The organism is Rouxiella chamberiensis (assembly GCF_026967475.1).
In the GTDB taxonomy this organism is placed as follows: domain Bacteria; phylum Pseudomonadota; class Gammaproteobacteria; order Enterobacterales; family Enterobacteriaceae; genus Rouxiella; species Rouxiella chamberiensis.
Window position 1 is genome coordinate 1,658,722 of the sequence record NZ_CP114058.1, and the last position, 24,879, is coordinate 1,683,600.

Consider the following 24,879-nt stretch of genomic DNA (forward strand, 5'->3'; position numbering starts at 1 on the left):
ACGGCGTGATTGGATGCCTGCAGCCGGAGCCGCGCATCAATGAAAATCGGGTTATTGAACGGCGTCGGCCTGACACAGACGACGCGCATGCTGGACCAGACTGGCGGCATCGATGCCGTGGCGAGCACGGGTTGACGCGCGATCGCCGGCTATCGCGTATTCTCCGTCGGCAATGCCCATGCGCAGCAGCGGAATGGCGCAGCCCCCTTCGGCCAGCACCTCCGCCACCAGACTGCCCACGCCGCCGTTGATGTTGTGTTCCTCGACGCTGATCACCTGCGGATAAGCCTGCAAAAGCGCACGGAGTTGCCCGGTATCGCAGGGGCGAATCGACGGCACAGCGATAACGCCCGCAGAGATGCCCTGCTGTTCCAGCGTGGCGGCGGCATCGACCGCTTCGTGAACCGTCGACCCCATCGCCACCAGCGCGATATCGGTGCCTTGTCGCAGTTCATCGATAGCACCCGGTGTAAAGCGGTAATCGTCACCATGCAGTTGAGGCAGGGCTTTGCCATCGAGACGAATGTACACCGGCCCCTGATATTCCAGCGCATAATCAATCATTTGCCTACATTCCAGCGGACAGGAAGGCGCAAAGATCAAGATATTGCCGAAGCCGCGCATAATGGCGATATCGTCGATGCTGTGATGCGTGCTCGCCAGCGGACCGTAGCTGGTCCCGGCGTTGAGGCCAAACAGTTTGACGTTGGTGTTGTTGTAGCAGACGTCGACCTTGACCTGCTCGTTGGCGCGGGAGATAAGAAACGGCGCGGCGTTGCAGGTGACGGCGATTTTGCCGCCGATAGCCAGCCCGGCAGCCGTGCCGACCATCACCTGCTCGGCGATGCCGACATTGACCAGTCTTCCGGGAAATGCCTTGATAAACGGCGAGATTTTGGCGGTCGATGTGGAGTCTGCCACGACAGGCACCACGTCCAGACCCCGTTGTACCGCAGCGATGAGCGTATCGACCATCACCGTTGCCAGATGTTGTGCATTACTCATCTTTAAGCTCCTCTAGCGCCAAGGCAATCTCGTCGCCGACAGGCACGCGATGATGCCACTCCGCCTTGCCCTGAATAAACGAGATACCAAACCCTTTTTCGGTATTGGCGATGATCACGTTCGGTTTGCCGTTGGACGGCAGGTTTTCTAGCGTGTCCACCACCGCCTGCATATCGTTTCCGGCGCACTCGGTGACGTTCAGCCCAAAGGCGCGCCACTTTTCCGCCAGCGGATCGGTGTTCATGATTTCGCTGGTGGAACCGGCAAGCTGGAGTTTGTTCTTGTCGTTGATAATAATCAGGTTGTCGAGGCCATAATGCGCGGCCACCAGCGCGGCCTCCCAGTTGCTGCCCTCGGCAAGTTCACCGTCGCCCGTGACCACGAATATCCGTCGTGCGCTGGCATCTTTTTTCGCGGCAATCGCAATTCCCACCGCCACCGGCAACCCGTGCCCCAATGCGCCCGTATTCAGCTCGATGCCGGGGGTTTTATGTTTGACCGGATGTCCGGGCAGATGCGAATCGGCGTGCTGATAGGTTGGCAGCCAGCTCTCCGGAAAGTATCCGGCTTCGGCCAGCACACAGTAATACCCGCCGACCGCATGCCCCTTGGATTGAATATAAATATCGCGCGTGCTGTCTTCGGTGCGTTCGGGGGCGCAGTCCAGCAGCCGGAAATACAGCGCCGTCAGGATCTCGACCTGCGAAAGGTCGGCCCCGGTATGGCCGCCCGCCGGACTGTTGGCGTTTAGCTGAATGATGCGACGACGGATTGCCCGTGCTTTACCTTGTAACTGTTCGACAGACAGGTTGAACGGATTCATCTTGTCACCTCTGAATTTAAATTTACGTATGAATATATATTCAAAAAGCACAAAAAAAACGGTGGCCGGGCGTTACCCCGGTCGTTGCGTCTCTCCCGCCTCGATGACGGCTTTTTGCGCGACTACGGCGGCTTTCTGCTGCATACGGTTCTGCATCTGGTCGATAATGACCGCGATAATAATGACCACGCCCTTGATGACCATCTGCCAGAATTCGCTGACGCCCATCATAATCAGTCCATCGGCCAGAAAGCCGATGACAAAGGCCCCGACCAGCGTGCCGAGAATGGTGCCGCGTCCGCCCGCAAGCGAGGTGCCGCCGAGCACCACCGCCGCAATGGCGTTCATTTCAAAGGATGTGCCGTTGGCGGGATGGCTGGCGACAAGCTGCGATGACACCACAATTCCGGCGATCGCCGCACAGAAACCCGACAGCGCATAGACCAGGATTTTCACCCGTTTGACCCTAACACCTGAAAGTTCGGCGGCGCGTTCGTTATCGCCGATGGCATACACCTGACGACCAAACGGCAACCGGCGCGCGATGTAGGCAATGACCAGTGCCAGCACAATCATCATCCAGATGGCGTAGGGCAGCCCGAGAAAATTACCGGCCCCAATCTTGTCGAACCCCGTATTGCCAAGCTGCGGATTGCCCTGCAACGCCGGAAAGGTTTCCCCACCGGACGTCAACATCGCGGCACCGCGCAGGATGTACATGGTGCCGAGCGTGCAGATAAACGGCGCGACGTTGTAACGGGTAATTATCCAGCCGTTGGCGGCCCCGATAATGCCGCCTATCACCAGCACCAGCGGCACAATCACCCATACGCTCGGGAAGATGGCGATGCCGAACATGGGCAGCACGATACCCTTGGTAATGAGCCAGCCAGCTATCATGCCGCAAAGGCCCAAGGTTGCGCCGATGGAGAGATCGATGCCCGCCGTAATAATGACGAAGGTGATGCCAAGCGCCAGAAAGGCGTTGATGGCGATATGCTTGACCATGATGACCATGCTGCCGACGGCCAGAAAATCCGGTACCGTGATGGCAAAGAAGCCGACTATCAAAAACAGCGCGATAAAGGTTCGCAGTTTCAGCAACAGGAGAATCAGGCTCTCCCGCGAGTTGAACGGTTTTAGCGCAGGCGCGGGCAGCGCCACTCCAGGACTGTTTTTCATCTTAGAACCCCTGTGCACTTGCTTTCACCAGCGCCGACTCTTCCGCCGCCGCGCGAGGAATATCGGCGGTCAGTTTGCCGCCGGACATCACCAGAATGCGGTCTGAAACCGCCATGATCTCTTTCAGATCCGAGGTCGAAAAAAGAATCGCAATCCCCTGTTCCGACAGCTTGACCATCATGCGAAAGACATCGGCCTTTGCGCCGACATCGATGCCGCGGCTTGGCTCATCCAGCAGCAGCAACCGGGGATTGGTCAGCAGCGAGCGGCCGATAACCACCTTCTGCTGATTGCCGCCGCTCAGTGCATTGATGGTGACCTCGGGCGAAGAGACCTTGATGGACAGATTGCCCACTGTATCTTTGACCACCGTCTGCTCCTGCCGACGCGAGATGGCGAAGCGGTAATCCAGCCGCTGCCACAGGCTGGCGATGGTCAGATTGCTGGCGACCGACGACACCGGAAAAATGCCGGTGCGCTTGCGGTCTTCCGGCACCAGACTCATGCCCATGCGGATACGATCGGCGGTAGAAAGCCGTTGCGGCACCGGTTTGCTGTCGAGCCACAGCTTGCCGAGATAGTTGCGCTGCGTACCGAGCAGACATTCGAACAGTTCGGTGCGCCCCGCGCCCATCAGACCATAGATGCCGACGATTTCTCCGGCGCGGACATTAAAGGAGACATTCTCCACCAGCGGATTGCCGGAGGGGCCGACACAGGTAATGCCCTCGGCTTCCAGCACCGGTACGCCAAACTGGCGATCGGGACTCAAAAAGCTGGCCACCGGTTCGCTGCCCAGCATTTCGCGGACGATCCACGGCACGTCGATGTCGCTGACCTGCGCTTCGGCCTGGAAACGCCCGTCGCGCAGAATCGTTATTACGTCGCCGATGGCCATCAACTCCTCCAGACGGTGCGAGATATAGATGATGGACACGCCCTGCCGCGTCAGCTCGCGGATCACCCGAAACAGAATTTCGACTTCGGTTTTACTCAATGCGGAGGTCGGTTCGTCAAGAATCAGAATGTCGGTGTCTTCCGCCAGCGCCTTGGCAATTTCCACAAGTTGCTGCTGCCCCACCTTGAGATTGGCGACCAGTTCTCGCGGCGAAATGGCTTGATCCAGCCGCCGCATCAACTCGGCGGTACGCGCCTCCTGGGTTTTTTCGTCAATGGGTTTCAGGCCGTGTTGAAGTTCGCGACCCAGAAAGATGTTCTCCGCCACCGACAGGTTTTCAAACAGGTTCAACTCCTGATGAACCATGCCGATACCCAGCCGGGCGGCGGCGCGGGTGCTGTCGAGATGCACCTGTTCACCATTGAGCCAGATTTCGCCGCTGCTTGGCTGCTGGACACCGGCAAGAATTTTCATCAGCGTTGATTTCCCGGCCCCGTTCTCGCCGATTATCACATTTACCTTGCCGCGCCAGACGTTATAACTGACGTTATCCAGCGCCAGCGTGCCCGGAAACAGCATCGATACCGCGCGGGTCTGCAAAATAACAGGGTCAGGCTGATTCATTAGGGCTGCTCCTGTTTAAGGCTTATCGCCACCACGTCCTGCACCTGATTCGGCACCATACTGACCGCCAGCACCAGCTGCACCGGCTTGCCTATCCAGCCGTTATCGACTGCGGGCAACTGTTTTACCGCATGACGATTCAAGGCTTTGGTCAACTGGGCGAACTGCACCTGATTGGTAAAATCTTCAAATTTGAATCCTGCGGCATCGCGAATGGCATTGCTGCGTACCACGGGGCCAATCATGACCGGCACCGATTCTCCGTTGATGGTGACGGTTATCTGCCGTTCGCGCTCCGTGGCGGCGCTTACGGCCGTCACCGTACCGCCCGCGCGCACGAAGACGCTTTCGCTGGTGCCCGCCTTGAGCGTGGTGCTCTTGGTTTTCATATCGGCCCAGCTCAGCGCCCGCTCCTGCGCGCCTTTGACCACCTTGCTGTCCCAGTTTTCTTCCGTCACCTGCTGCGGCGTCTGATTACTGAAGCTGGCTTTGGCCAGGGGATCTTTCGGGATAATCGGCTGGCCGTTGCTGTCGAGGTCCACAACGGTACAGCCGACAAGCAGTACCGCTGCCGTCAGCACACCGGCGAACAGGGGTCTCGTCACCATCTTCAACTCCTTACGTTATTGTGCGAGGTTGAAGTTTTTCAATTTGCCAGCGTTGCTGTCGTCTATCAGTACGCAGTCCATCAGCTGCTTCTCGCCCTTCTGCGCCTTGCCGTTTGTCAGGTAATAGTCGGCCTGTTCGATGGCCATTTGCGCCTGCGCCCAACCCGGTTGCAGCACGGTCGCCTTGATATTGCTTTTATTGATGATGGAATCGCGCACATAGTCGCTGCCGTCGAAGCCGACGACTATCACATTGGTTTTACCGGCGGCCTTGAGCGCGGCTTCTGCGCCGAGCGCCATGGTGTCGTTACCGGAAATCACGCCGACAATATTGGGGTTCTTCTGCAAGATGGTTTCCATGCGGCTGAAGGCTTCGGTCTGGCTCCAGTTGGCACTCTGCTGCGCGACCATTTTCAGATCCGAATAATCGTCCAGCACATCGTGATAACCCTGCGAACGCACACCGGAGTTGGTGTCCGACTCTTTACCGAGCAGCTCGACGTAGTCACCCTTGCCGTTCAACAGCTTGGCGAATTTCTCTGCGCCTAGCTGTGCGCCCTGATAGTTATTGGAAACAATCTGTGCTACCGCGATGCCGGTTTTATTGATTTCGCGGTCGATGAGAAAGGTCGGGATGCCCGCGTCCTTCGCCTTCTGGACCGGTCCAACCGTGGCGTCTGCGCCGGCGTTGTCCAGCACGATGGCTTTGGCCTTGCGACCTATCGCGGTTTCAATCAACTGATTCTGCTTGCTGACATCGTCGTCATGCGAGGCCACGAGCGTGGTATAGCCGAGCGCTTTGGCTTTCTGCTCGGCGCCCTCTGCTTCGGCTTTGAAGAAGGGATTATCGTGAGACGGCGTAATGATCACGATGAGCCCTTTTCGGCCGCAAACGCGGCAGAAGACAGGGCAAACGAAGAAAGCAGCAGACCGGTAAGTAGGGTAAGTTTCATTATTATCTCCACTGTGAATATATATTCAAAGCTGATTCTTTATTCATCCACTATCATTGACTGATGAGTTTTTGTCCAAATAAACCTTGCAGAAAATAGAACGGGATCACAGCCTGTGGTTATCTTTGAAGCAATGCGTGCGCGAGTTGTCATTTTTAGCGCCTTGAATAACAATAAGGCCGCCCGTTAATGGAGGAATTATGTCAAAGCAGGATGAACAACGTTTGCTGGTGAAGATAGCCACGCTTTACTACACGGACGGCATGAAGCAGTCGGAGATTGCCAAAACCCTGCATCTTTCCCAGTCTTTTGTGTCGCGGATGCTGATGCGCTGCGTGAATGAAGGGGTAGTGAAAATCAGCGTGATCCCGCCAAGCAATATCTTTCCTGCCCTCGAGAACCGTCTTGAGAAAAAATACGCCATTCAGCAGGCGGTGGTGGTGGATGTCGAAGCGGATGCCACCCCGGCGCAGATTCGCCAGGCGATTGGCTCTGCCGCCGCGCACTATATGGAAACGCGTATTCGCCCCAACGATCTGGTCGGCATCTCTTCATGGAGCGGCACGATACGCGCGATGGTCGATGCGCTGCACCCTAAAAGCGTCAAGGCGCGCGGCGTTATCCAACTGCTGGGCGGGGTCGGGTCGAACGGCAATGTGCAGGCCACCATCCTGACGCAAACGCTGGCGGCGCATCTGGGTTGTCAGGCGTGGCTGCTGCCTGCGCAAAGCATCGAACGCTCCGTCGATGAACGGCAGCGATTGGCGAATAACGAAGATGTGGCAGAGGTCGTCAGCAAATTTGCCGAAGTGGATGTGGCGATTGTCGGTATTGGCGAGCTGGAACCTTCACAACTCCTGAAAAATTCCGGCAATTATTATGACGAGGCGATGCTGGAGATTCTGGCGGCCCGCGGTGCAGTCGGTGATATCTGTCTGCATTACTTCGATGCCCACGGCAAGCCGGTGTTGAATGCCGAAGAAGATCCGGTGATTGGCATGGAGCTGGCGCAGGCCCGGCAGTGTCCGCAGGTTGTCGCGCTGGCCGGAGGGATCGGCAAGGCCAATGCCATTCGCGGCGCGTTGACCGGGCAATATATCAATGTGCTGATTGTCGATTATCCCACGGCGCAGGCATTGCTGAAAGAGTGAGAAAAAACCGTGCATTTGGATGTGAAATAGAGAAAGTAAGAGACGGGAACAGGCAGCGGCGGGGAGAATTCCCCGCAGCGGTCAATCAGTGCGTTGCGGCGTCCTGCAGAATTTCGACCGCCAGATGTTCATCTTTTTGCTCGAGTTTTAGCGGATGCTTGCACTCTTCATGGATAGCGGCGAGCTGCTGCTCGGTTAATCCATAGGGCAGATTAATATCGACAGTGTAAATTTGCTGCTGCTGCGCTAGTTCAATCAGGCGGACAATATTGATTTCGTCACTGACCTGGGTGGATACCACCTGCAACGCCAGCGCATTGAGGGTATCCTGCCTGGATTTTTCCTGGGTGGTGCGCGACCTCAGCACCATGCCAAAAAAGGCAATACGCCGTAAATGGCATCGAGAAAACTCCATTGTTTTTTACACGATGCGGACAGGTATTCCATATAATTGAAGGACGCTTTTTCACTGCGCTCATCGGGTACCAGGCGACTTTCTGCCATCTCCATTCCTCTCGGGGCCAGTGCTGACCCCTCTAACATGTGTTAGAAAGACCTTTTCTTTAAAGATCATGTTTTAAAACGAGAAACCTATTCATCGCACTAAACATAATCCTCTATATAATGGCATAGCTTTATATAATGACATAATTTATTGATGCTTTGCCAGTGAGTTGACGGGCGTTAAGGCGTCGACTCCGGCGGGGCATTAGGTTAATTTAAGAAACGACTTCCTGCGGTCATAGCGTTGATGCCCCGCTCGCGCTATGCTGGACTCCGATTTTCACCATAACAGCAAATCTATGAATAAAATCGTTTTTGTAGAAGATGATGCCGAAGTCGGCAAGCTTATTGCTGCCTATTTGGGCAAACACGACATTGAAGTGCTGGTCGAGCCGCGTGGCGATACCGCGCAGGCCAGAATTGCGCTCGAACAACCTGACCTGGTGTTGCTCGACATCATGCTGCCCGGCAAAGATGGCATGACGTTGTGCCGCGACCTGCGCCCTACCTTTGACGGCCCGATTGTGCTGCTGACGTCGCTCGACAGCGACATGAACCATATTCTGTCGCTGGAAATGGGAGCCAATGACTATATTCTGAAAACAACGCCGCCCGCCGTGCTGCTGGCGCGTTTGCGTCTGCATCTGCGTCAGCGCCCTGCCGTCAGCGCCGAACCCGAGAAATCCGGCAAGCCGATTCAGAAAGGCAATGCCCTGCATTTCGGCCTGCTATGTATTGATCCGGTCAATCGTGAAGTGACACTCGGTGACGAAACCATCACCCTGTCGACCTCCGATTTCGACCTGCTGTGGAACTGGCGACCCATGCGGGTCGTATTATGGACCGCGAAGCCCTGCTGCTGAATCTGCGCGGCGTCAGCTATGACGGGATGGACCGCAGCATTGATGTCGCGATTTCGCGCCTGCGCCGCAAACTCTACGACAACGCCCTCGAGCCTTTCCGTATCAAGACGGTACGTAATAAAGGCTATCTCTTTGCTCCCAATGCCTGGGAGACGGCGAAGTAATGAGAAAACTTTTTGTGCAGTTTTTCCTGCTGCTGCTGGTCTGTTTTCTGGTGATGGCCATGCTGGTCGGTCTGGTCTACAAAGTGACCGCCGAGCGCACGGGCCGTCAGTCGATGAACGACCTGATGAAAAGTTCGCTGTATCTGATGCGCAGCGAACTGCGAGAAATCCCGATCCGCGACTGGAACAAAACCATCAGCACGCTGGAACTGAACCTGTCTTTCAAACTGCACATCGAACCGCTCGGCAAGCGCAAGCTTAGTCCGGCGCTGGACGCGCAGCTTCGCGAAGGCGAAATCGTGGCGCTCGACAGCGAATACACCTTTATACAGCGGGTGCCGCGCAGCAACTATGTGCTGGTAGTCGGTCCCATTCCCTATCTTTTCTATATGCACGAGATGCGGCTGCTGGATCTTGGCCTGCTGATTTTCATCGGTCTGTCGCTGGCGCTGCCGGTGTTTCTGTGGATGCGCCCGCACTGGCAAGACCTGCTGCGACTTGAAAACTCGGCGCAGCGCCTGGGCAGCGGTCATCTTGACGAGCGCATAAATTTTGATTCCACCTCAAGCCTCAACCGGCTGGGTATTGCCTTCAATCAGATGGCCGACAACATCAACACCCTGATTGCCAGTAAAAAACAGTTAATCGACGGCATCGCCCACGAGCTGCGCACGCCGCTGGTTCGGCTGCGTTATCGGCTGGCGATAAGCGAAAACCTGCCCGAAGCCGAACAACAGGCGATAAACCGCGATATCGGCCAGCTCGAATCGCTGATTGATGAACTGCTGACCTATGCCCGGCTGGATCGGCCGCAGGTCGCGCTGCACCTCACGAAAATCAATCTGCCGGAGTGGATTGAAGACAAGGCGGATGATTTCCGGCTGGTGAATGCAGAGCATGATATCGAGCTCAATGTGACCAAACCTGCCGACTTTGGCGGCGTGGATCTACGCCTTATGGAGCGCGTGCTCGATAATCTGGTCAACAATGCACAGCGCTATGCACGCAGTAAATTACGCATCAGCCTGTGGCTGGACGGCGAAGACGCGAGTTTGCAGGTTGAGGACGACGGTCCGGGCATTCCGCCGGAAGAACCGGCTGCGCATCTTCGAGCCATTTGTGCGCCTTGACCCCAGTCGCGACCGCGCAACCGGGGGCTGCGGCCTCGGCCTCGCGATTGTATATTCCATTGCCGTCGCCTATCAGGGACGCGTGATGGTCGATGCCAGCCCTCTCGGCGGTGCCAGCATTCGTTTTAGCTGGCCTATCAAGCCCGCCTTTAATCTGGCCATCGAGCCGCAAGAATAACGCCCTTATGACATTTATTTTTACAGCACGGAGTCCATCATGACGACAGCCTATTCACAGTTACGCGCTACCTTTACCCGCTTGTCGCGATTCACCCATCTTTCCGCCGTGGCGGGTTGGGACATGCAAACCATGATGCCGCCGGAAGGCAGCAAGGCGCGTTCAGAAGCGCTGGCCGAGCTTAGCGTGCTGCATCATCAGATCCTGACCGCCCCCAAAGTCGGCGAATGGCTGGAGCAGGCCACACAGGAAGATCTTAACGACCTCGAGCAATCGAACCTGCGCGAGATGGCGCGTCAGTATCGGCATTCTGCGCTGCTGCCGGAAAGTCTGGTCGAAGCCAAATCGCTGGCCGGTGCGCGCTGCGAACATGCGTGGCGTCGTCAGCGTCCGGCCAACGACTGGGAAGGGTTTGCCGACAACCTGCGCGAAGTGGTTAAACTGAGCCGTCAGGAGGCGACTTTGCGCGCCGAAGCCGCCGGTATCAGCCGTTATGACGCCCTGCTGGATCTCTACGAACCAGGCATGACCGCACAGAAACTCGACGGCATTTTCGGCGAGCTGAAAAGCTGGTTACCGCAGTTACTGCAAACCGTGGTCGAAAAGCAGCGCGCGATAGACTTTGTGCAGCCGCACGGGCCGTTTGCAATCGACAAGCAGAAAGCGCTTGGCCTGAACGTGATGAAACGTCTGGGCTTTAACTTCGACGCGGGCCGTCTGGATATCAGCGCTCACCCGTTCTGCGGCGGCGTGCCGCAGGATGTGCGCATCACCACGCGATACAATGAAAACGAGTTCATTACCGCGATGATGGGCGTGATTCATGAAACCGGCCACGCGCGTTATGAACAGAATCTGCCAAAAGAGTGGTTAGGCCAGCCTGTCGCCCATGCCCGTTCGATGGGCGTGCATGAATCGCAAAGCCTGTTGTTTGAAATGCAACTGGGTTGCAGCGAGCGCTTCCTGAAATCCATCTTCCCTCTAGTTATCGAACAGTTCGGCGAACGCGAAGGACTGGATGTCACCAACTTCATCAACCTGAATCAGCGCGTGCAGCCGGGCCTGATTCGTGTCGATGCCGACGAATTGAGCTACCCTGCCCACGTTATTCTTCGTTACGAAATCGAGCAGGCGCTGATTGAGGGCGAAATTGAAGTCGAAGATATTCCGGCGCTGTGGAGCAGTAAAATGCAGCAGTATCTGGGGCTGGATACGGTCGGCAACTACACCAATGGCTGCATGCAGGATATCCACTGGACCGACGGCGGCTTTGGTTACTTCCCGACTTATACGTTGGGCGCGATGTACGCGGCGCAGTTGTTCCAGACCGCCAACAAGGCGATTCCGACCTTGCAGGATGACATCAGCCGCGGCGACCTCACCGCGTTGTTCCAGTGGTTGAATCAGAATATCTGGCAGCACGGCAGCCGTTTCTCGACCGATCAGTTGATGAAAAACGCCACCGGCGAGACGCTAAATACCGATTATTTCCGCAAACATCTGGAAAGCCGTTATCTCTAAGGGTGATCGTTGACTGCTGTTGGCACACGCGTTGGCCACCAGAGCTGCCAACCCTTAGGTAAAATTAACCCTTTTATCACTTCAACCGGGGGCGAATAAAACATTCGCCTCCGGTTTACTTTTATCGCGCGTCGACTGTTTGTCGATGCCGCAACTCCTGGCACTGCCGCCCCGAAAAATCCCTGAATCGCCCGATAGATCCCGCCGATTTTCAGTTATTTATGTGCTTGCAGGTATCGATAAACTAAACAGGTAACAGTATGTTGTAACTAAGAAGGGTTCAGGGATGTACACACTCACCCTGAAATAAAGTTAATCACTTGATAATAAAAAGATATGTTCTTTGTACATACCGTTACACGCCGAAACCAATCACTCACGGACAAGCATGACGAACAGGCCTAGTATTCTCCTACCGGCCCCGCAGTGGGGTTGACACTTAAATTAAAATTCTGAGGAATTAATTGATGAAAAAAGTATTAGCTCTGGTTGTTGCCGCTGCAATGGGCCTGTCTTCTGTGGCTTTCGCTGCTGAAACCACTACCGCTGCGCCTGCTGCCACTACAACAACTGCTGCTCCAGCAGCTAAAGCTCACGTAGCTAAAAAGCACACCAAAAAGCACGTTGCTCAAAAAGCACAGGCTGCCAAGAAACACGCTAAAAAGCACACTGCCAAGAAGTCAGTTGCCCAGAAAGCGCAGGCTGCCAAAAAGCATGCTAAAAAACACGCTGCCAAAGCGCCTGTAGCTCAGAAAGCTCAAGCCGCTAAAAAGCACGTAAAACACGCTAAAAAGCCAGTTGCACAGAAAGCGCAGGCGGCTAAAAAGCACGCCAAGAAACACGCTGCCAAAGCACCCGTAGCTCAGAAAGCTCAGGCTGCCAAAAAGCACGTGAAACACGCTAAAAAGCCAGTTGCACAGAAAGCTCAGGCGGCTAAAAAGCACGCCAAGAAACACGCTGCCAAAGCACCAGTTGCTCAGAAAGCACAGGCTGCCAAAAAGCACGTAAAGCACGCTAAAAAGCCAGTTGCCCAGAAAGCGCAGGCTGCTAAAAAACACGTGAAACACGCTAAAAAAGCTGCTCCAGCAGCTAAGTAATAAGTCTTTGTGAGCCACTGGCTTCACTTGTATCTAGACTGATTATTTGACACCCGGTTCGCCGGGTGTTTTTTTAACCGGCCCGCTCCCCCGCAGAACTCCTCTCGCAAGGGCGATATAGAAAGGCAATCTTGAGGTATTGATGGACGATGCTGCGACGTTATCTGTTCGAAATCACCCTGAGCTCTCTGATTTTATGCGGCCTCATTACACTCTTTTTCTACTTTTAAGACGCTATACCCACTTGGCTGCCTCCTCAGATAACTTAAATACAATGAGTTAACTCAACCTCCGGTTACCTGAACGTTTTTTATAGCTATACTCATCTTCATAATTATTAAATTCAGTCACTCCCCGCACTCAAGGTCAATACGATATGCGCATCGCTTTACCGCTCGTCTTGTGCTTTTTCTGCTTCGCGCTTCCCGCTCACGCCGACTCTTCCGCCGCTGACAACGATTCGGATAGTCCTGTGATGAGTCTCAAGGAAAAAACCGCGCTGTTTTTTGGTCAGGATCACCGCACCCATGTCAGCGATGTCAAAAGCTGGCCATGGCAGGCCATTGGTCAGATTGAAACCGCCAGCGGCAACCTTTGTACCGCAACACTGATTTCGGAACATCTCGTTCTGACTGCCGGCCACTGTGTGCTGGCACCGCCGGGAAATCTGGATAAAGTTATCGCGCTGCGTTTCGTTTCCCAGCATGAAAAATGGCGATATCAGATTACGCATGTCGAAACACTGGTTGATCCGGCACTGGGCAGGAAACTGAAAGCCGACGGCGAAGGCTGGATTGTGCCGCCGAAAGCCGCCGCCTATGATTTTGCGTTGATACGTATCACGGATATGAAACGCAAGTTACCTATCAAGCCCCTGCCCCTCTGGGACGGCACCCGAGACGAACTGACCGCCGCCTTGAAAGCCAATGACCGCAAGGTCACGCAGGCAGGGTATCCTGAAGATCATCTCGATGACCTTTATAGTCATCAGGATTGTCTGATTACCGGCTGGGCGCAGCCTGGCGTGATGTCGCACCGCTGCGACACGCTTCCGGGCGACAGCGGTTCACCGTTACTGCTCAAGCAAAACGGCGTCTGGTCATTGATTGGCATTCAGAGTTCCGCGCCCGCCGCGCAGGACCGCTATCTGGCCGACAACCGCGCATTGGCGGTGCCGGCCATCAAAGATGCACTGGTTGAGTTAAGCGATAACCAGTTGGTGCATTGATTTCAAAGATTGGCCGCTCACTCGGGCGGCCAATCTCTCTTGGCTCCTGTCTCTTCCCCTCCTACGTTAATTTATACACTCGCTCATCGATTATTGCGGGCGCTGCGTGACAACACATTCCTTTTCATTTTCTCTGCCGTTTTGGCGGAAAACTTCCTCCCTACTGAATTTCACGTAACTCGATTAGGCTCAAAGCATCACATGAATGACCTGTCGGGAGAGCGCCATGCCAGCCTATGCACGCCCCATGCCACTGCCTGCCTCTTCATCAAGGCGTTCTTCGACGTCGTCTCAGGGGATGATTTCTCAGGAGGAATTCGAAAGAAGACGGCGTCGGCAAGGCAGTCTGTATGGGCTTTCACCGGAAGAAATTGCCGAGCATCGAACCCGGCAATTGCTTAATAGTCTGATGAGCGCCCAACCGCAGACGCCGCAACCGCATGTTGGCACGCCGGTGTCACCCTCTCCCGCGCAGACTCAAGACGACGATGCCGACCAGGAAGAAAAACGCACGCCTCGCCGTTACCTAAAAGCGGTCTACGCGGGTTTCTTCGTCAAAATCTGCCGATGAAACTGATGAACAGCCGACTGGTAAAATATTTCACCAAACTGCAGGTGCGGCCAAAAGTGCCCGCGGGCAACACCTACAAGTCTTCGGGCGATTTTAAAATCAAAAGCATTTCGCCCGCCGATGCCGTGAAGATAAGTAGCGGTTATGCTGCCATGGCCACGAGTTACCGAACAAGGTTGCAGACACAGAATATCGATGACGGCGTGAAGGTGAACATTCGCAAATCTGAGGAAATAAACGACTACATTAAGAAAGTCGCCGATATTTATAATCAAAAAAACAGTGAAAGAGAGACGGCGCATTTTTATATGCTGAAAAAGAAAAAAGACAGCGACCCTTTTGCCATTGCCGTGATTTCGGATTACGACGGAGTCATGAATGTGCGAGGCGTCGCGATACATCCTTCTGCAATGCTCGCGCGGCTTGAGCCGGATAAACGACAGGAAGTGGAAACGCATCTCGGCATTTCCATCGGCAAATACGATGTCAAAGGGTTGGGAACGGCGATATCCCTGCTGGCGTCCATTGCGACGTCAAGAAAGAACAAGAATATTCATAGTGTCGTGACCAACGCCGTGAATCCCCTCAGCGCCAGAATATTTGAAAAAACGGTGGGAGGGAAACTCTGAGTTCCTCCTCCTACCGTTTTGATGCAGAGTCAAATCCGGCAGTTAGCCTAGCTGCTCCATGGTCTGCACGATGCGTTTATCTGAAATCGGATACGGCGTGCCGAGCTGCTGGGCAAAGTAACTAACCCTAAGCTCTTCAATCATCCAGCGGACTTCCTGCACCTCTTCGCTGGCCTGACGTACTGGCGGCAGTTTATTAAACCACTGCTGCCATTTCTGCTGCACGCTGTCGACCTTCAGCATCTGGGCGCGATCGCGGTGCGGATCAACCGGCAGTTTGTCCATGCGTCTTTCGATAGCCTGAAGATAACGCAGGGTGTCGCCAAGGCGCTTCCAGCCGTTTTGCGTCACGAAACCGCGATAGACCAGCCCCGACATCTGCGCCTTGATATCGGACAGCGCCAGCGCCATCGTCATGTCAATCCGCCCTTTCAGGCGCTTGTTGATACTAAATACCGCCGTCAGAATCTGCTCGACCTGCGTGGCAATCTCAACAACCGCATCATTAAGGTTGGCTCGCACGTGTTCATGAAGTTTGGCGAAACCTTCCTCTGTCCATGCCGGCCCGCCGAATTCAGCAACAAGCTTGTCGATGCCGCAGGAAATACAGTCATCAATCAAATCCAGCACCTTGCCGTAAGGGTTGAAATACAGCCCAAGCTTGGCCTTGTTCGGCAGTTTCTCGTGCAGATATTTGATAGGCGAAGGAATATTCAGCAGCAGCAAGCGGCGTGTGCCGCGCCACATCGCCTGCGACTGTTCCAGTTCGCTGTCAAACAGCTTGATGGCGATGGCGTCTTTTTCGTCGACCAGCGCCGGATACGCCTTGACCTGATACCCGTTGCGCTTTTGCTCATAGCAGTCCGGCAGCGTTCCGAAACTCCAGACGTGCAGATTACTCTGTTCGATTCCATCATCCGCAACCGCCGACAGCGTCTGCTGCACCTGCTCCTTCAACGTCGATTTCAACGCCGTCAGGCTTTTGCCTTCGCGCAGCGTCTTGTTTTTGTCATCAACCACGCGGAAGGTCATGCGCAGATGGTCCGGCACCTGTGCCAACTGCCAATCTTCACGTGACACCGTCACGCCTGTCATGCGGCGCAATTCGCGCTCCATGGACTCAAGCAGTGGCAACTCGAACGGCGTGGCGCGCCCGAGGAAGGCATCGGCATAGTTTGGCGCAGGCACAAAGTTGCGGCGCACGGGCTTTGGCAGAGACCTGATTAACGCCATCACCAGTTCGCGACGAATGCCCGGAATCTGCCAGTCAAAACCGGTTTCTTCAATCTGGTTGAGCAGCGGCAGCGGAATGTGTACGGTGACGCCGTCGGCTTCCGTACCGGGTTCAAACTGATAGGTGACGCGCAGCTTGATGTTGCCCTGATGCCAGAAATTCGGGTAGTCGTGGGCGCTGATTTTACCCGCACCCTCTTTGATAAGCATGCTCTTTTCAAAGTTCAGACTGTCAGCAGGCTGGGTCTTCCACCAGGTGTCGAAATGCCTGCCTGACACCACCTCATGTCCGATTCGCTGGTCATAAAACTGGAACAGCGTCTCTTCGTCGACCAGAATATCGCGACGACGTGACTTGTGCTCAAGCTCCTCGACTTCGCTGCGCAGACGCAGGTTTTCACGGAAGAAGGCATGGCGGGTTTGCCAGTCGCCTTCCACCAGCGCATGGCGGATAAACAGCTCGCGCGAGACCTGCGGATCGATACTGCCGTAGTTGACGCGTCTTGCCATGACAATGGGCAGGCCAAACAGCGTTACCTTTTCCGTTGCCATCACGGCACCCTGCGCTTTTTCCCAATGCGGCTCGCTGTAGCTGTATTTGACCAGATGTTTAGCCAGCGGCTCTATCCATTCGGGTTCAATTTTCGCGGCAATACGCCCCCAAAGGCGGCTGGTTTCCACCAATTCGGCGACAATGGCCCATTTCGGCGGTTTCTTGAATAATCCGGACCCCGGGAAAATCGCAAAGCGGGCATTACGCGCACCGGTAAACTCCTGCTTTTCGACATCTTTCTGCCCGATGTGCGACAGCAGGCCGGTCAGCAACGCGCAGTGTACGCTGCGATAGTCGGCGGCGGTGCTGTTGATGCGCAGGCCAAGCTCCTTCACAACCTGACGAAGCTGGGTATAGATGTCCTGCCACTCGCGCACCCGTAAATAATTAAGGAAATCGCTGCGGCACAGCTTGCGAAACTGTGCCGAAGACAGCGCTTTTTGCTGCTCCTGCAAAAAGTCCCAGAGATTGACAAAGGCCAGGAAATCGGAGTCTTTATCGGCAAAGCGGCGATGTTTCTCGTCGGAAGCCTGCTTTTTGTCCATCGGACGTTCGCGGGGATCCTGAATCGACAGCGCAGCGGTGATAATCATCACTTCGCGTAGACAGCCGTTTTTCTCGGCTTCCAGCACCATCCGCGCGAGACGCGGGTCAACCGGCAGTTGCGCCAGACTGCGCCCCTGTGGCGTAAGAGTGTAGCGGCCGCTCTCGGCGTTGTTTAGCGCACCCAGTTCTTCAAGCAGGCGCACGCCGTCCTGAATGTTGCGTTTGTCCGGCGCTTCCACAAACGGAAACGCCGAGATATCGCCGAGGCCCAACGCCGTCATTTGCAGGATGACGGAGGCCAGATTGGTCCGCAGAATCTCGGGGTCGGTAAACTCGGGTCGCGAGAGGAAATCCTGCTCCGAATACAGACGGATACAGATACCTTCGGAGACACGTCCGCAGCGGCCCTTACGCTGGTTGGCCGAGGCTTGCGACACCGGCTCGATGGGCAGGCGCTGCACTTTGGTGCGGAAGCTGTAACGGCTGATACGCGCGGTGCCGGGGTCGATGACATATTTGATACCGGGTACCGTCAGCGAGGTTTCGGCAACGTTGGTGGCAAGCACGATACGACGGCCCGAATGCGACTGGAACACGCGGTTCTGTTCGCTGTTCGACAGGCGGGCGTACAACGGCAGGATTTCTGTATGGGGCAAGTCCAGTCGGTTCAGCGCGTCGGCGGTATCACGGATCTCGCGCTCGCCGCTCATGAAGATAAGAATATCGCCACGACTTTCGCGGCCGAGTTCATCCACCGCGTCGAAAATCGCCTGCAGCTGATCGCGATCGACGTCGTCGGCATTATCAACTACCGGACGATAGCGCACGTCCACCGGATAGGTTCGGCCAGACACTTCGATAATCGGCGCATTGTTGAAGTGTTTGGAGAAGCGCTGCGGATCGATGGTCGCCGAGGTAATGATCACCTTCAGATCCGGGCGTTTCGGCAGCAGCTGGCGCAAATATCCCAGAATGAAATCGATGTTGAGGCTGCGTTCATGCGCCTCATCGATGATCAGGGTGTCGTACTGCATCAGCATGCGGTCCTGCTGGATCTCGGCCAGCAAAATCCCGTCGGTCATCAGCTTGACTAAAGTGTTGTCACTGACCTGATCGTTGAAACGAACCTTGTAACCGACGGTATTGCCGAGGCTGGTTTCCAGCTCGTCGGCAATACGATTGGCGACGGTGCGCGCAGCAAGACGACGCGGCTGGGTATGGCCAATCAGCCCTTTGATGCCCCTGCCCAGCTCCATGCAGATTTTGGGTATCTGCGTGGTTTTGCCCGAACCGGTTTCCCCGGCCACAATCACGACCTGATTATCGCGAATTGCTTGATAAATATCGTCTTTTTTCTGGCTAACCGGCAGGTTTTCAGGATAGGTAATGTGAGGGCGAGACGCTTCACGCGCGCCCACTTTTAGCAGACCCTGCTGAATTGCCGTTTCCAGCTCTTGAGTCAGCCCTTGCAAAGCCTGCGGATCGTTGATTTTTTCGCGCCCTGCAAACGGCGTTGCAGACGTTGTCGGTCACGTAGCATCAGCCCGTCAAGTTGTGCTGATAGTGCCGCGAGCGGTGATTTCACGTTCGAGATTCCTTGATGGCGGGTAGGCTAAGGCCTTACCTCAATAAGACTATGTTATCACAAGCGATTAAGGTTGCCGAAATCGACAGGGATTTTATCTGCGGCCGGTCAGTGATTCGGGTGAGTCCCGACGAGCTGACACCGGTCAGTGATTCGGGTGAGTGAAGGAAGCCAACGATGCTACGGCGTCAATGGCGAAGGCTAAAAAGGTTGTTCAAATTTTTTGGATGTACAACTCGAAATATTGCACTATCACTCATCAACATTTATCTCTACAGTATTCAACATTCGCGGGACAGCCTTGTCCCTGTTTGATCCCCAATCTGTGAAGGAATGACTAATGAGTAAAGTCCTGGTTCTGAAATCAAGTATTCTGGCTAACTTCTCTCAGACTAACCAACTGGCAGACTACTTTGTTTCACAATTCCAATCTTCAAGCGATGCTGCCCATGTGACTGGTTCGTGACTTGGCTGCTGACCCGATTCCTGTGCTTGACGGCGAGCTGGTTGGCGCACTGCGTCCTTCCGATGCGCCTCTGTCTCCACGTCAGGAAGAAGCGCTGGCATTGTCCAATACGCTTATCGACGAGTTGCAGGCGCATGACGTGATTGTTATGGCAGCCCCTATGTACAACTTTAACATTCCTACCCAGCTGAAAAACTATTTCGACTTGGTTGCACGTGCCGGTGTGACGTTCAAGTACACCGAAAAAGGTCCCGAAGGCCTGATCAAAGGCAAACGCGTTGTGGTTCTGACCAGCCGTGGCGGCATTCACAAAGATACCCCAAGTGATCTGGTTGCGCCTTACCTGAACCTGTTCCTGGGCTTCCTCGGCATGACCGACGTCGAGTTCATCTTCGCCGAAGGGATTGCCTACGGCCCGGAAGTGGCAGCCAAAGCTCAGGCTGACGCCAAAGCGGCAATCGATGCCGCCATTGCTCAGGTTGCTGCGGCGTAACCTGTTGTAATAACGTTGTTATCGGCTAACTCTCTTTAGAATCGTCGTGTGTACCGGTAATAAAGTGTAAAGCTTGCGCGCTCACTGTAGCGCGCTTTTTTTGCCTATTTTTGCAGCCACTGACCATTGATACCGCGTACAAACTCTCCGGCTGCGGCGCGAGCCACCAGTTTTTGTCCGGCAAGCTTCGCCACGTCATCGGTACTGACCTGATTGCTTTTCGCCACCTGCCGATACTGCTGTTCACGTCCCTGATTGATACGTTTGACCAGCGCCTGCGTTTCGTCATCCGATTTAACTGGCGCCAGATAACCGGTCAGCGTCTCGCCTACTCGCCCCTGCTGCTTGGCCTCTTCGAGCGTCAACGCCAGTGCCGACCCGCAAAAAAGCCAGCCGCAAAGCAGCATTGCGAGCCAACGTCCTCTGGTTTTGATGAGATTCATGGTCCGCTCCCTAAAACAGATCGCTGTTGTTTTTCAGCAGATTTTCGACATCTTTATCCACCTTGATATGAATTTCATGCTCTATTTTGACATTCATGTTGATGGTGATAGGTGCCGTGGGCGTGGCTATCTCAATGCGCGGCACGCAGCCTTCAAGCAGCAGCGCCACTGCCGCCAGACAGAGCGCGTTCATCGTGATACAGGCCGTTCTCGACTTCATTTATCCTTCCTCAATGCATTATCCTTGCCGACCGCCGTCTGCTGGGGTGCAGAAAGCTGTTGTTGCAGCCATTCCTGCAGGCTGTCGCCGAAGCGTAGACTGCGCCACAGCTGGTAAACATTTTCCTGATGGGTGTAATTTAGCCGAATTTCCCGTTTTTGATTTTGGGTATTGTTAACCCCGTTGATTTCCGCCGCCATCGTTAATTCACCCAGGTTATCGAGGCTGACCTTGGCATAGGAGCGGTGAATTTCAAGATACTGCAAAAGCTGGATAACCAGCCGGTTGGCGACATTGCCGCCGCCCATCGCCGCAGCAAAATCAGGGTCCAGCCGCAGCGTCAGGCCACCGTCATTGGCTATCCAGCCCTCGTGGATTAGCCATTTCGGGTTATCGACAAACAGCGGCAACTCTCCGTTGACCAAGCCAGACATGGTCATCTGCTTGGGTTTCAGGGCCGTAAACAGCGCACTCAGACTGATTTTTTGCAGCTTGAGCACCGCCGCGTCGTGCTGGGGCAGGCGCAGCGCCGAAAGACTGATGTGACCCATCAAGGCATCCATACCGACATTGGTCAGTCGTAGCGGCGATTTTTCGCTCCAGGGATAGCTGCCCTGCAATTCGGCGGTGATGTTTTGCATCGGAAACAGGTTATTCAACTCGCCAATGCGCAACGAGACGGGAGAACCGGGTGCCAAACTGCCATACGCTGTCTTTCAGGCGATAGGTCAGAGAGAAGTCCAGCCCGTCGAGATCGCCGTCTTTGAGCCACAGACTGCCGCCTTTCACCACCCAGTGGCCGCCCGCCATAAAGCCCTGCCCGCGTGCCGCCGAGAAGGCCGACTGGGCATAGAATTCACCGCCGCGCAGCTTGATATCAAGATCGGGAGAAAGCAGGCTCTGAAACGCCGTCAGATCCTGTTTCGGCCACCAGCCCTGACCCCGCAGACGTTCACCGTCCCAGCGACCCGAGAGACGAATCGGGCCGATGGGCAGAGCTTCAAGCTGACCGCCGAGATTGATGTGCATAGGGTCCGCGCCCCTGAACGCCAGAGTCAGCGTCGTGGGCGGCAGATAGCCGTTGTTCTCGAGAGCGATTTTTTCGCCACCAATTTTAGCTCGCCCCTGAAATCAGGCGTGGATGCCGGTTCCGTATCCGCATAGCTCGCAGGCACGGGGCGCTGCCATTCAAGCGGTTTTACCAGGGTCAATCTTGGCGCATCGACGCTGACCAGCCCGTATTGCAGGCGGTCAAATCCGGCGGAGAGCCGGGTTAATGAAAGCTTTGCATCCTGCCAGTGACCTTTTCCGGCTACGTCCCATTTTCCGCCGAGCGGCGGCAGATTGCCGTTGCCCCAATAGTTGAAATTCCAGTTGCCCCGATCGGGCCAGAAATCCTGCGATTTACCGTTGAGATGCACATCGAATGCGCCCCAGTAGTTGTCTTCGCCGCGCACAATCGCCTGAAGCGGTCCGCTGACTCCTTTTGCACTGACCTTGACACCGGCCAGCGGCCAGCGGGCATCGCGCAGCGTCAACGTCGGCGACGGCCGACCCCACGCGCGAAGCAAGGCACCGCTGTGCAGGGCGATTTCAGGATTCAGCACCGAGCCGGTCAATGTGGCCGGAAACGAGGCGCTCAACGACATTTTCGGCAGATTCGCCTGCCCCGTGAGCTGGAAGGGAATATCGCTGTCGAGCAGACCTATCTTGCCCGGCCCCAAGGACAATACGGCGTTGGCTTTGCCGTTGTGTCCCTGTGTCAGCACATTTAAGCGGCCGGTCAGCATCGTCTGATTAAAGCTGCTGTTCCAGTTGTCCAGCGTCAGACTAATGCCGCCCGAAAGCGGTTGGGTGGCGTAAGGCCAGCGCCACTGTCCGCCGACAATCTGAAGCGTTTTATCGCCGAGGTGCCACGGCAGGCTCATCAGCGGCTGCGTCTGCCCTTTTTCCGCCAGCGTCAATTCGCCCTGCTGTTGCTGCCAGCGAAGTAAGATATCCAGCGGATTCGGCACCGCCGCGCTGCGCATCTCTCCGTGTATCTCGCCACTTTGCGGAAGCGTGTTCAGTGCGGCGGGCAGCACGAGCCTGCCGGTCAGGGCAATGGGTTCGTTTCCGCCCGGCGGCGTCAGCGTCAGGCTTTGAATCACAAGCTGCTGCTGCGGGTCAAGGCTGGCTTTAAAGCTCAGCGCCTCGCCCCGGTAATCGAGAGTCGGCTTTTCGCCTTGATTCTCAAGGGTAAATGCACCGGCATACTGCTGATAAGGCGTGATGGCAAGATTGCCGATGTGAACTCGGCCAGCGGGGAGCGTCTTCTGGATCTCGGGCAGAGACAGCGCTGTGCTGTCGCCCTGCGAGGCAGGCAGTTTGGCGAGGCAGGCGGTGTCGAGGTCGAGCTGGTCCATTTGCAGATCCCAGCCGGTGACGCCGTGCGCCAGTCGAACGTTTTTGGCCGTGGCCAGCAGGCAATCCTGCGCCTGATAGCGGACCTCGGGCAAGTGCCATGCGCCCTGCGACCAGACCGGCGTTGAGGAAATGCGTAATTCGGTGCCCTGCGGCAGCCAATGCCCGGCCAGCGGCGAGAGCCACTGCGGCAGAGTTCGCCAGAGAATAGCGAGGGCCAGCAGAAGCACGAGCGCCGACACCAACAGGATCACGCCGAGTTTTTTAGTCCTTTCCTCATGAATTATCCTGATATTTTCTTAACTTCTGCACGATATCATAAAAAGCGGTGTTACATCCTCTTACCCTTTGTTTCGGGCAGGCCACAGTGCTAGTTTTAACGGGAAGACCTGGTCACGCATCAGCGTTTAACGGAATCACAACCTGTCGGAGTACACCGCATGAAACTCGCCGTCTATGGCACCAAGAATTACGATCGCAAATACTTTGAGCTGGTCAATCAGCGCTACGGTTTTGAATTGGTATTTTTTGATTTTATGCTGAGTCAACCTACGGCAAAAACGGCCGCAGGCTGTGACGCGGTGTGTATCTTTGTCAATGATGACGGCAGTCGCGAGGTGCTGGCAGAATTGGCGGCCGTGGGAGTCAAGACGCTGGCGTTGCGCTGTGCCGGATTCAACAACGTCGACCTTGAGGCGGCCAAGGAGCTGGGCATCGATGTGGTGCGGGTGCCGGCCTACTCTCCCGAGGCGGTAGCCGAACACGCGGTTGGATTGATGCTGTGTCTGAACCGGCATATTCACCGTGCCTATCAACGCACGCGTGAAGCCAATTTCTCGCTCGAAGGATTGACCGGTTTCAATATGTACCAACGCACCGCCGGTATCATCGGCACGGGCAAGATTGGCGTCGCCGCATTACGGATACTTAAAGGATTCGGCATGCGACTGCTGGCCTTTGACCCTTATCCCAACCCGCTGGCGCTGGAAATCGGCGTCGAGTATGTTGACCTGGCTACGCTTTATGCACAGTCAGACATCATTTCGCTGCACTGTCCTCTCACCGCCGACAACCATCATTTACTCAATGCAGAATCGTTTAGCCAGATGAAAGACGGCGTGATGATTATCAACACCAGCCGCGGCGCGCTACTCGACGCCAGTGCGGCCATCGAGGCACTGAAACAGCAAAAGATTGGCGCACTGGGCATGGACGTCTATGAAAACGAGCGCGACCTGTTTTTTGAAGATAAATCGAATGAAGTGGTGCTGGACGACGTATTCCGTCGCCTGTCATCCTGCCATAACGTGCTGTTCACCGGTCATCAGGCGTTCTTGACCAGCGAGGCGCTGATCAGTATTTCGGAAACTACGCTCGACAATCTGGCGCAGATTTCGAAAGGCGAACATTGCGCCAATCAGGTCACGGCGTAACCGGCTCTCGAGGTGCAGCTTCTGGAAGGATCCCTTCGCGTCGGGGCAGACACCACACTCAGGCCTACCAGGTGCGAATCTCAGGAGCAGATGCCACTCAACACCGCATTTTCGGCACAGCGGCGTCCGTTGGACATCTGACACATGCCGACGGAGGTTCCGTCTAGTTGACGCGAGAGCTGAAGGCTGCCGCCTGCCAGAGAACAGGCCGCGGCGGCCGGGCTGTTATTCAGGTTACGGTGGGCAATATTGAAGCTGTTACCCTGCTGAGGAACTTCTGCGGTTTCTCTACTGCTGCTGCATGCTGCAAGCACCAATGTGGCACCCGCAAGTAGAACGCGTAACGCTGTTTTCATCTACCCAGCTCCCGGATGA

Annotated in this window: 16 protein-coding genes and 7 pseudogenes; 11 read left to right on the plus strand and 12 right to left on the minus strand. The window is 55.4% G+C overall.

Annotation, left to right across the window (positions count from 1 at the left end; translation table 11 throughout):
- Positions 1-51: 51 nt before the first annotated feature.
- From O1V66_RS07745 to O1V66_RS07770, 6 genes and pseudogenes are all read right to left on the minus strand, one after another.
- Positions 52-1,005 carry a transketolase family protein gene (locus O1V66_RS07745; protein ID WP_045047740.1) on the minus strand — a complete coding sequence of 318 codons (954 nt, stop codon included), beginning with the start codon at positions 1,003-1,005 and terminating at the stop codon, positions 52-54.
- Complete coding sequence (locus O1V66_RS07750; protein WP_045047739.1) at positions 998-1,828, minus strand: transketolase; 831 nt, start codon at positions 1,826-1,828, stop codon at positions 998-1,000. The genes O1V66_RS07745 and O1V66_RS07750 overlap by 8 nt, the downstream gene beginning before the upstream one ends.
- Positions 1,829-1,900: 72 nt before the next feature.
- Entirely contained in the window at positions 1,901-3,010 is a 1,110-nt protein-coding gene (locus O1V66_RS07755; protein WP_045047738.1) for an ABC transporter permease, read from the minus strand.
- Position 3,011: 1 nt separating this feature from the next.
- Positions 3,012-4,532, minus strand: a complete 1,521-nt coding sequence (locus O1V66_RS07760; protein WP_187329802.1) for a sugar ABC transporter ATP-binding protein — start codon at positions 4,530-4,532, stop codon at positions 3,012-3,014.
- Positions 4,532-5,140 carry a DUF2291 family protein gene (locus O1V66_RS07765; RefSeq protein WP_045047737.1) on the minus strand — a complete coding sequence of 203 codons (609 nt, stop codon included), beginning with the start codon at positions 5,138-5,140 and terminating at the stop codon, positions 4,532-4,534. The genes O1V66_RS07760 and O1V66_RS07765 overlap by 1 nt, the downstream gene beginning before the upstream one ends.
- Positions 5,141-5,155: 15 nt before the next feature.
- Positions 5,156-6,093: pseudogene (locus tag O1V66_RS07770) on the minus strand (substrate-binding domain-containing protein).
- Positions 6,094-6,293: 200 nt separating this feature from the next.
- On the opposite strand from O1V66_RS07770, the gene O1V66_RS07775 reads away from it, so the two are divergent.
- Complete coding sequence (locus O1V66_RS07775; protein ID WP_045047735.1) at positions 6,294-7,244, plus strand: sugar-binding transcriptional regulator; 951 nt, start codon at positions 6,294-6,296, stop codon at positions 7,242-7,244.
- A gap of 85 nt (positions 7,245-7,329) precedes the next feature.
- Here O1V66_RS07775 and O1V66_RS07780 read toward each other — a convergent pair.
- A pseudogene (locus O1V66_RS07780) lies at positions 7,330-7,748 on the minus strand (hypothetical protein).
- A 299-nt stretch (positions 7,749-8,047) separates the two neighbouring features.
- On the opposite strand from O1V66_RS07780, the pseudogene rstA reads away from it, so the two are divergent.
- The 8 genes and pseudogenes from rstA (at position 8,048) to O1V66_RS07815 (ending at position 15,129) form a co-directional block, all read left to right on the plus strand.
- Positions 8,048-8,775, plus strand: a pseudogene (rstA, locus tag O1V66_RS07785) (two-component system response regulator RstA).
- A pseudogene (gene rstB, locus O1V66_RS07790) lies at positions 8,775-10,083 on the plus strand (two-component system sensor histidine kinase RstB). The pseudogenes rstA and rstB overlap by 1 nt, the downstream one beginning before the upstream one ends.
- Positions 10,084-10,122: 39 nt before the next feature.
- Complete coding sequence (locus O1V66_RS07795) at positions 10,123-11,604, plus strand: carboxypeptidase M32 (protein ID WP_045047732.1); 1,482 nt, start codon at positions 10,123-10,125, stop codon at positions 11,602-11,604.
- Between the two features lie 467 nt (positions 11,605-12,071).
- Positions 12,072-12,701, plus strand: coding sequence for an acid resistance repetitive basic protein Asr (gene asr, locus O1V66_RS07800; RefSeq protein ID WP_045047731.1), 630 nt, complete (start codon positions 12,072-12,074; stop codon positions 12,699-12,701).
- A gap of 149 nt (positions 12,702-12,850) precedes the next feature.
- Complete coding sequence (gene ydgU, locus O1V66_RS21990; RefSeq protein WP_462127722.1) at positions 12,851-12,931, plus strand: small membrane protein YdgU; 81 nt, start codon at positions 12,851-12,853, stop codon at positions 12,929-12,931.
- 146 nt (positions 12,932-13,077) lie between these two features.
- On the plus strand, positions 13,078-13,929 hold the full coding sequence (locus tag O1V66_RS07805; RefSeq protein WP_045047730.1) for a trypsin-like serine peptidase: 852 nt from the start codon (positions 13,078-13,080) through the stop codon (positions 13,927-13,929).
- 226 nt (positions 13,930-14,155) lie between these two features.
- Positions 14,156-14,500 carry a hypothetical protein gene (locus O1V66_RS07810; protein WP_269128243.1) on the plus strand — a complete coding sequence of 115 codons (345 nt, stop codon included), beginning with the start codon at positions 14,156-14,158 and terminating at the stop codon, positions 14,498-14,500.
- The gene (locus O1V66_RS07815) at positions 14,497-15,129 is read left to right on the plus strand and encodes a hypothetical protein (protein ID WP_269128244.1); all 633 of its coding nucleotides are present in this window, start codon (positions 14,497-14,499) and stop codon (positions 15,127-15,129) included. Before O1V66_RS07810 ends, O1V66_RS07815 begins: the two co-directional genes overlap by 4 nt.
- A gap of 42 nt (positions 15,130-15,171) precedes the next feature.
- On the opposite strand, the pseudogene hrpA reads toward O1V66_RS07815, so the two are convergent.
- Positions 15,172-19,001 (minus strand): annotated as a pseudogene (hrpA, locus tag O1V66_RS07820) (ATP-dependent RNA helicase HrpA).
- 385 nt (positions 19,002-19,386) lie between these two features.
- Here hrpA and O1V66_RS07825 point away from each other — a divergent pair.
- A pseudogene (locus O1V66_RS07825) lies at positions 19,387-20,005 on the plus strand (FMN-dependent NADH-azoreductase).
- Between the two features lie 104 nt (positions 20,006-20,109).
- Here the strand turns inward: O1V66_RS07825 and O1V66_RS07830 are convergent.
- The 3 genes and pseudogenes from O1V66_RS07830 to O1V66_RS07840 form a co-directional block, all read right to left on the minus strand.
- On the minus strand, positions 20,110-20,412 hold the full coding sequence (locus O1V66_RS07830; protein WP_414058477.1) for a YdbL family probable chaperone protein: 303 nt from the start codon (positions 20,410-20,412) through the stop codon (positions 20,110-20,112).
- A gap of 46 nt (positions 20,413-20,458) precedes the next feature.
- Positions 20,459-20,641: a YnbE family lipoprotein gene (locus O1V66_RS07835; RefSeq protein ID WP_152623626.1), complete on the minus strand. Its 183-nt coding sequence runs from the start codon at positions 20,639-20,641 to the stop codon at positions 20,459-20,461.
- Between the two features lie 23 nt (positions 20,642-20,664).
- Positions 20,665-23,355 (minus strand): annotated as a pseudogene (locus O1V66_RS07840) (YdbH family protein).
- A gap of 156 nt (positions 23,356-23,511) precedes the next feature.
- Here O1V66_RS07840 and O1V66_RS07845 point away from each other — a divergent pair.
- Positions 23,512-24,504 carry a 2-hydroxyacid dehydrogenase gene (locus tag O1V66_RS07845; RefSeq protein ID WP_045047723.1) on the plus strand — a complete coding sequence of 331 codons (993 nt, stop codon included), beginning with the start codon at positions 23,512-23,514 and terminating at the stop codon, positions 24,502-24,504.
- Positions 24,505-24,584: 80 nt separating this feature from the next.
- Here O1V66_RS07845 and O1V66_RS07850 read toward each other — a convergent pair whose 3' ends face one another.
- On the minus strand, positions 24,585-24,860 hold the full coding sequence (locus tag O1V66_RS07850) for a putative hemolysin (protein ID WP_045047722.1): 276 nt from the start codon (positions 24,858-24,860) through the stop codon (positions 24,585-24,587).
- Positions 24,861-24,879: the final 19 nt, after the last annotated feature.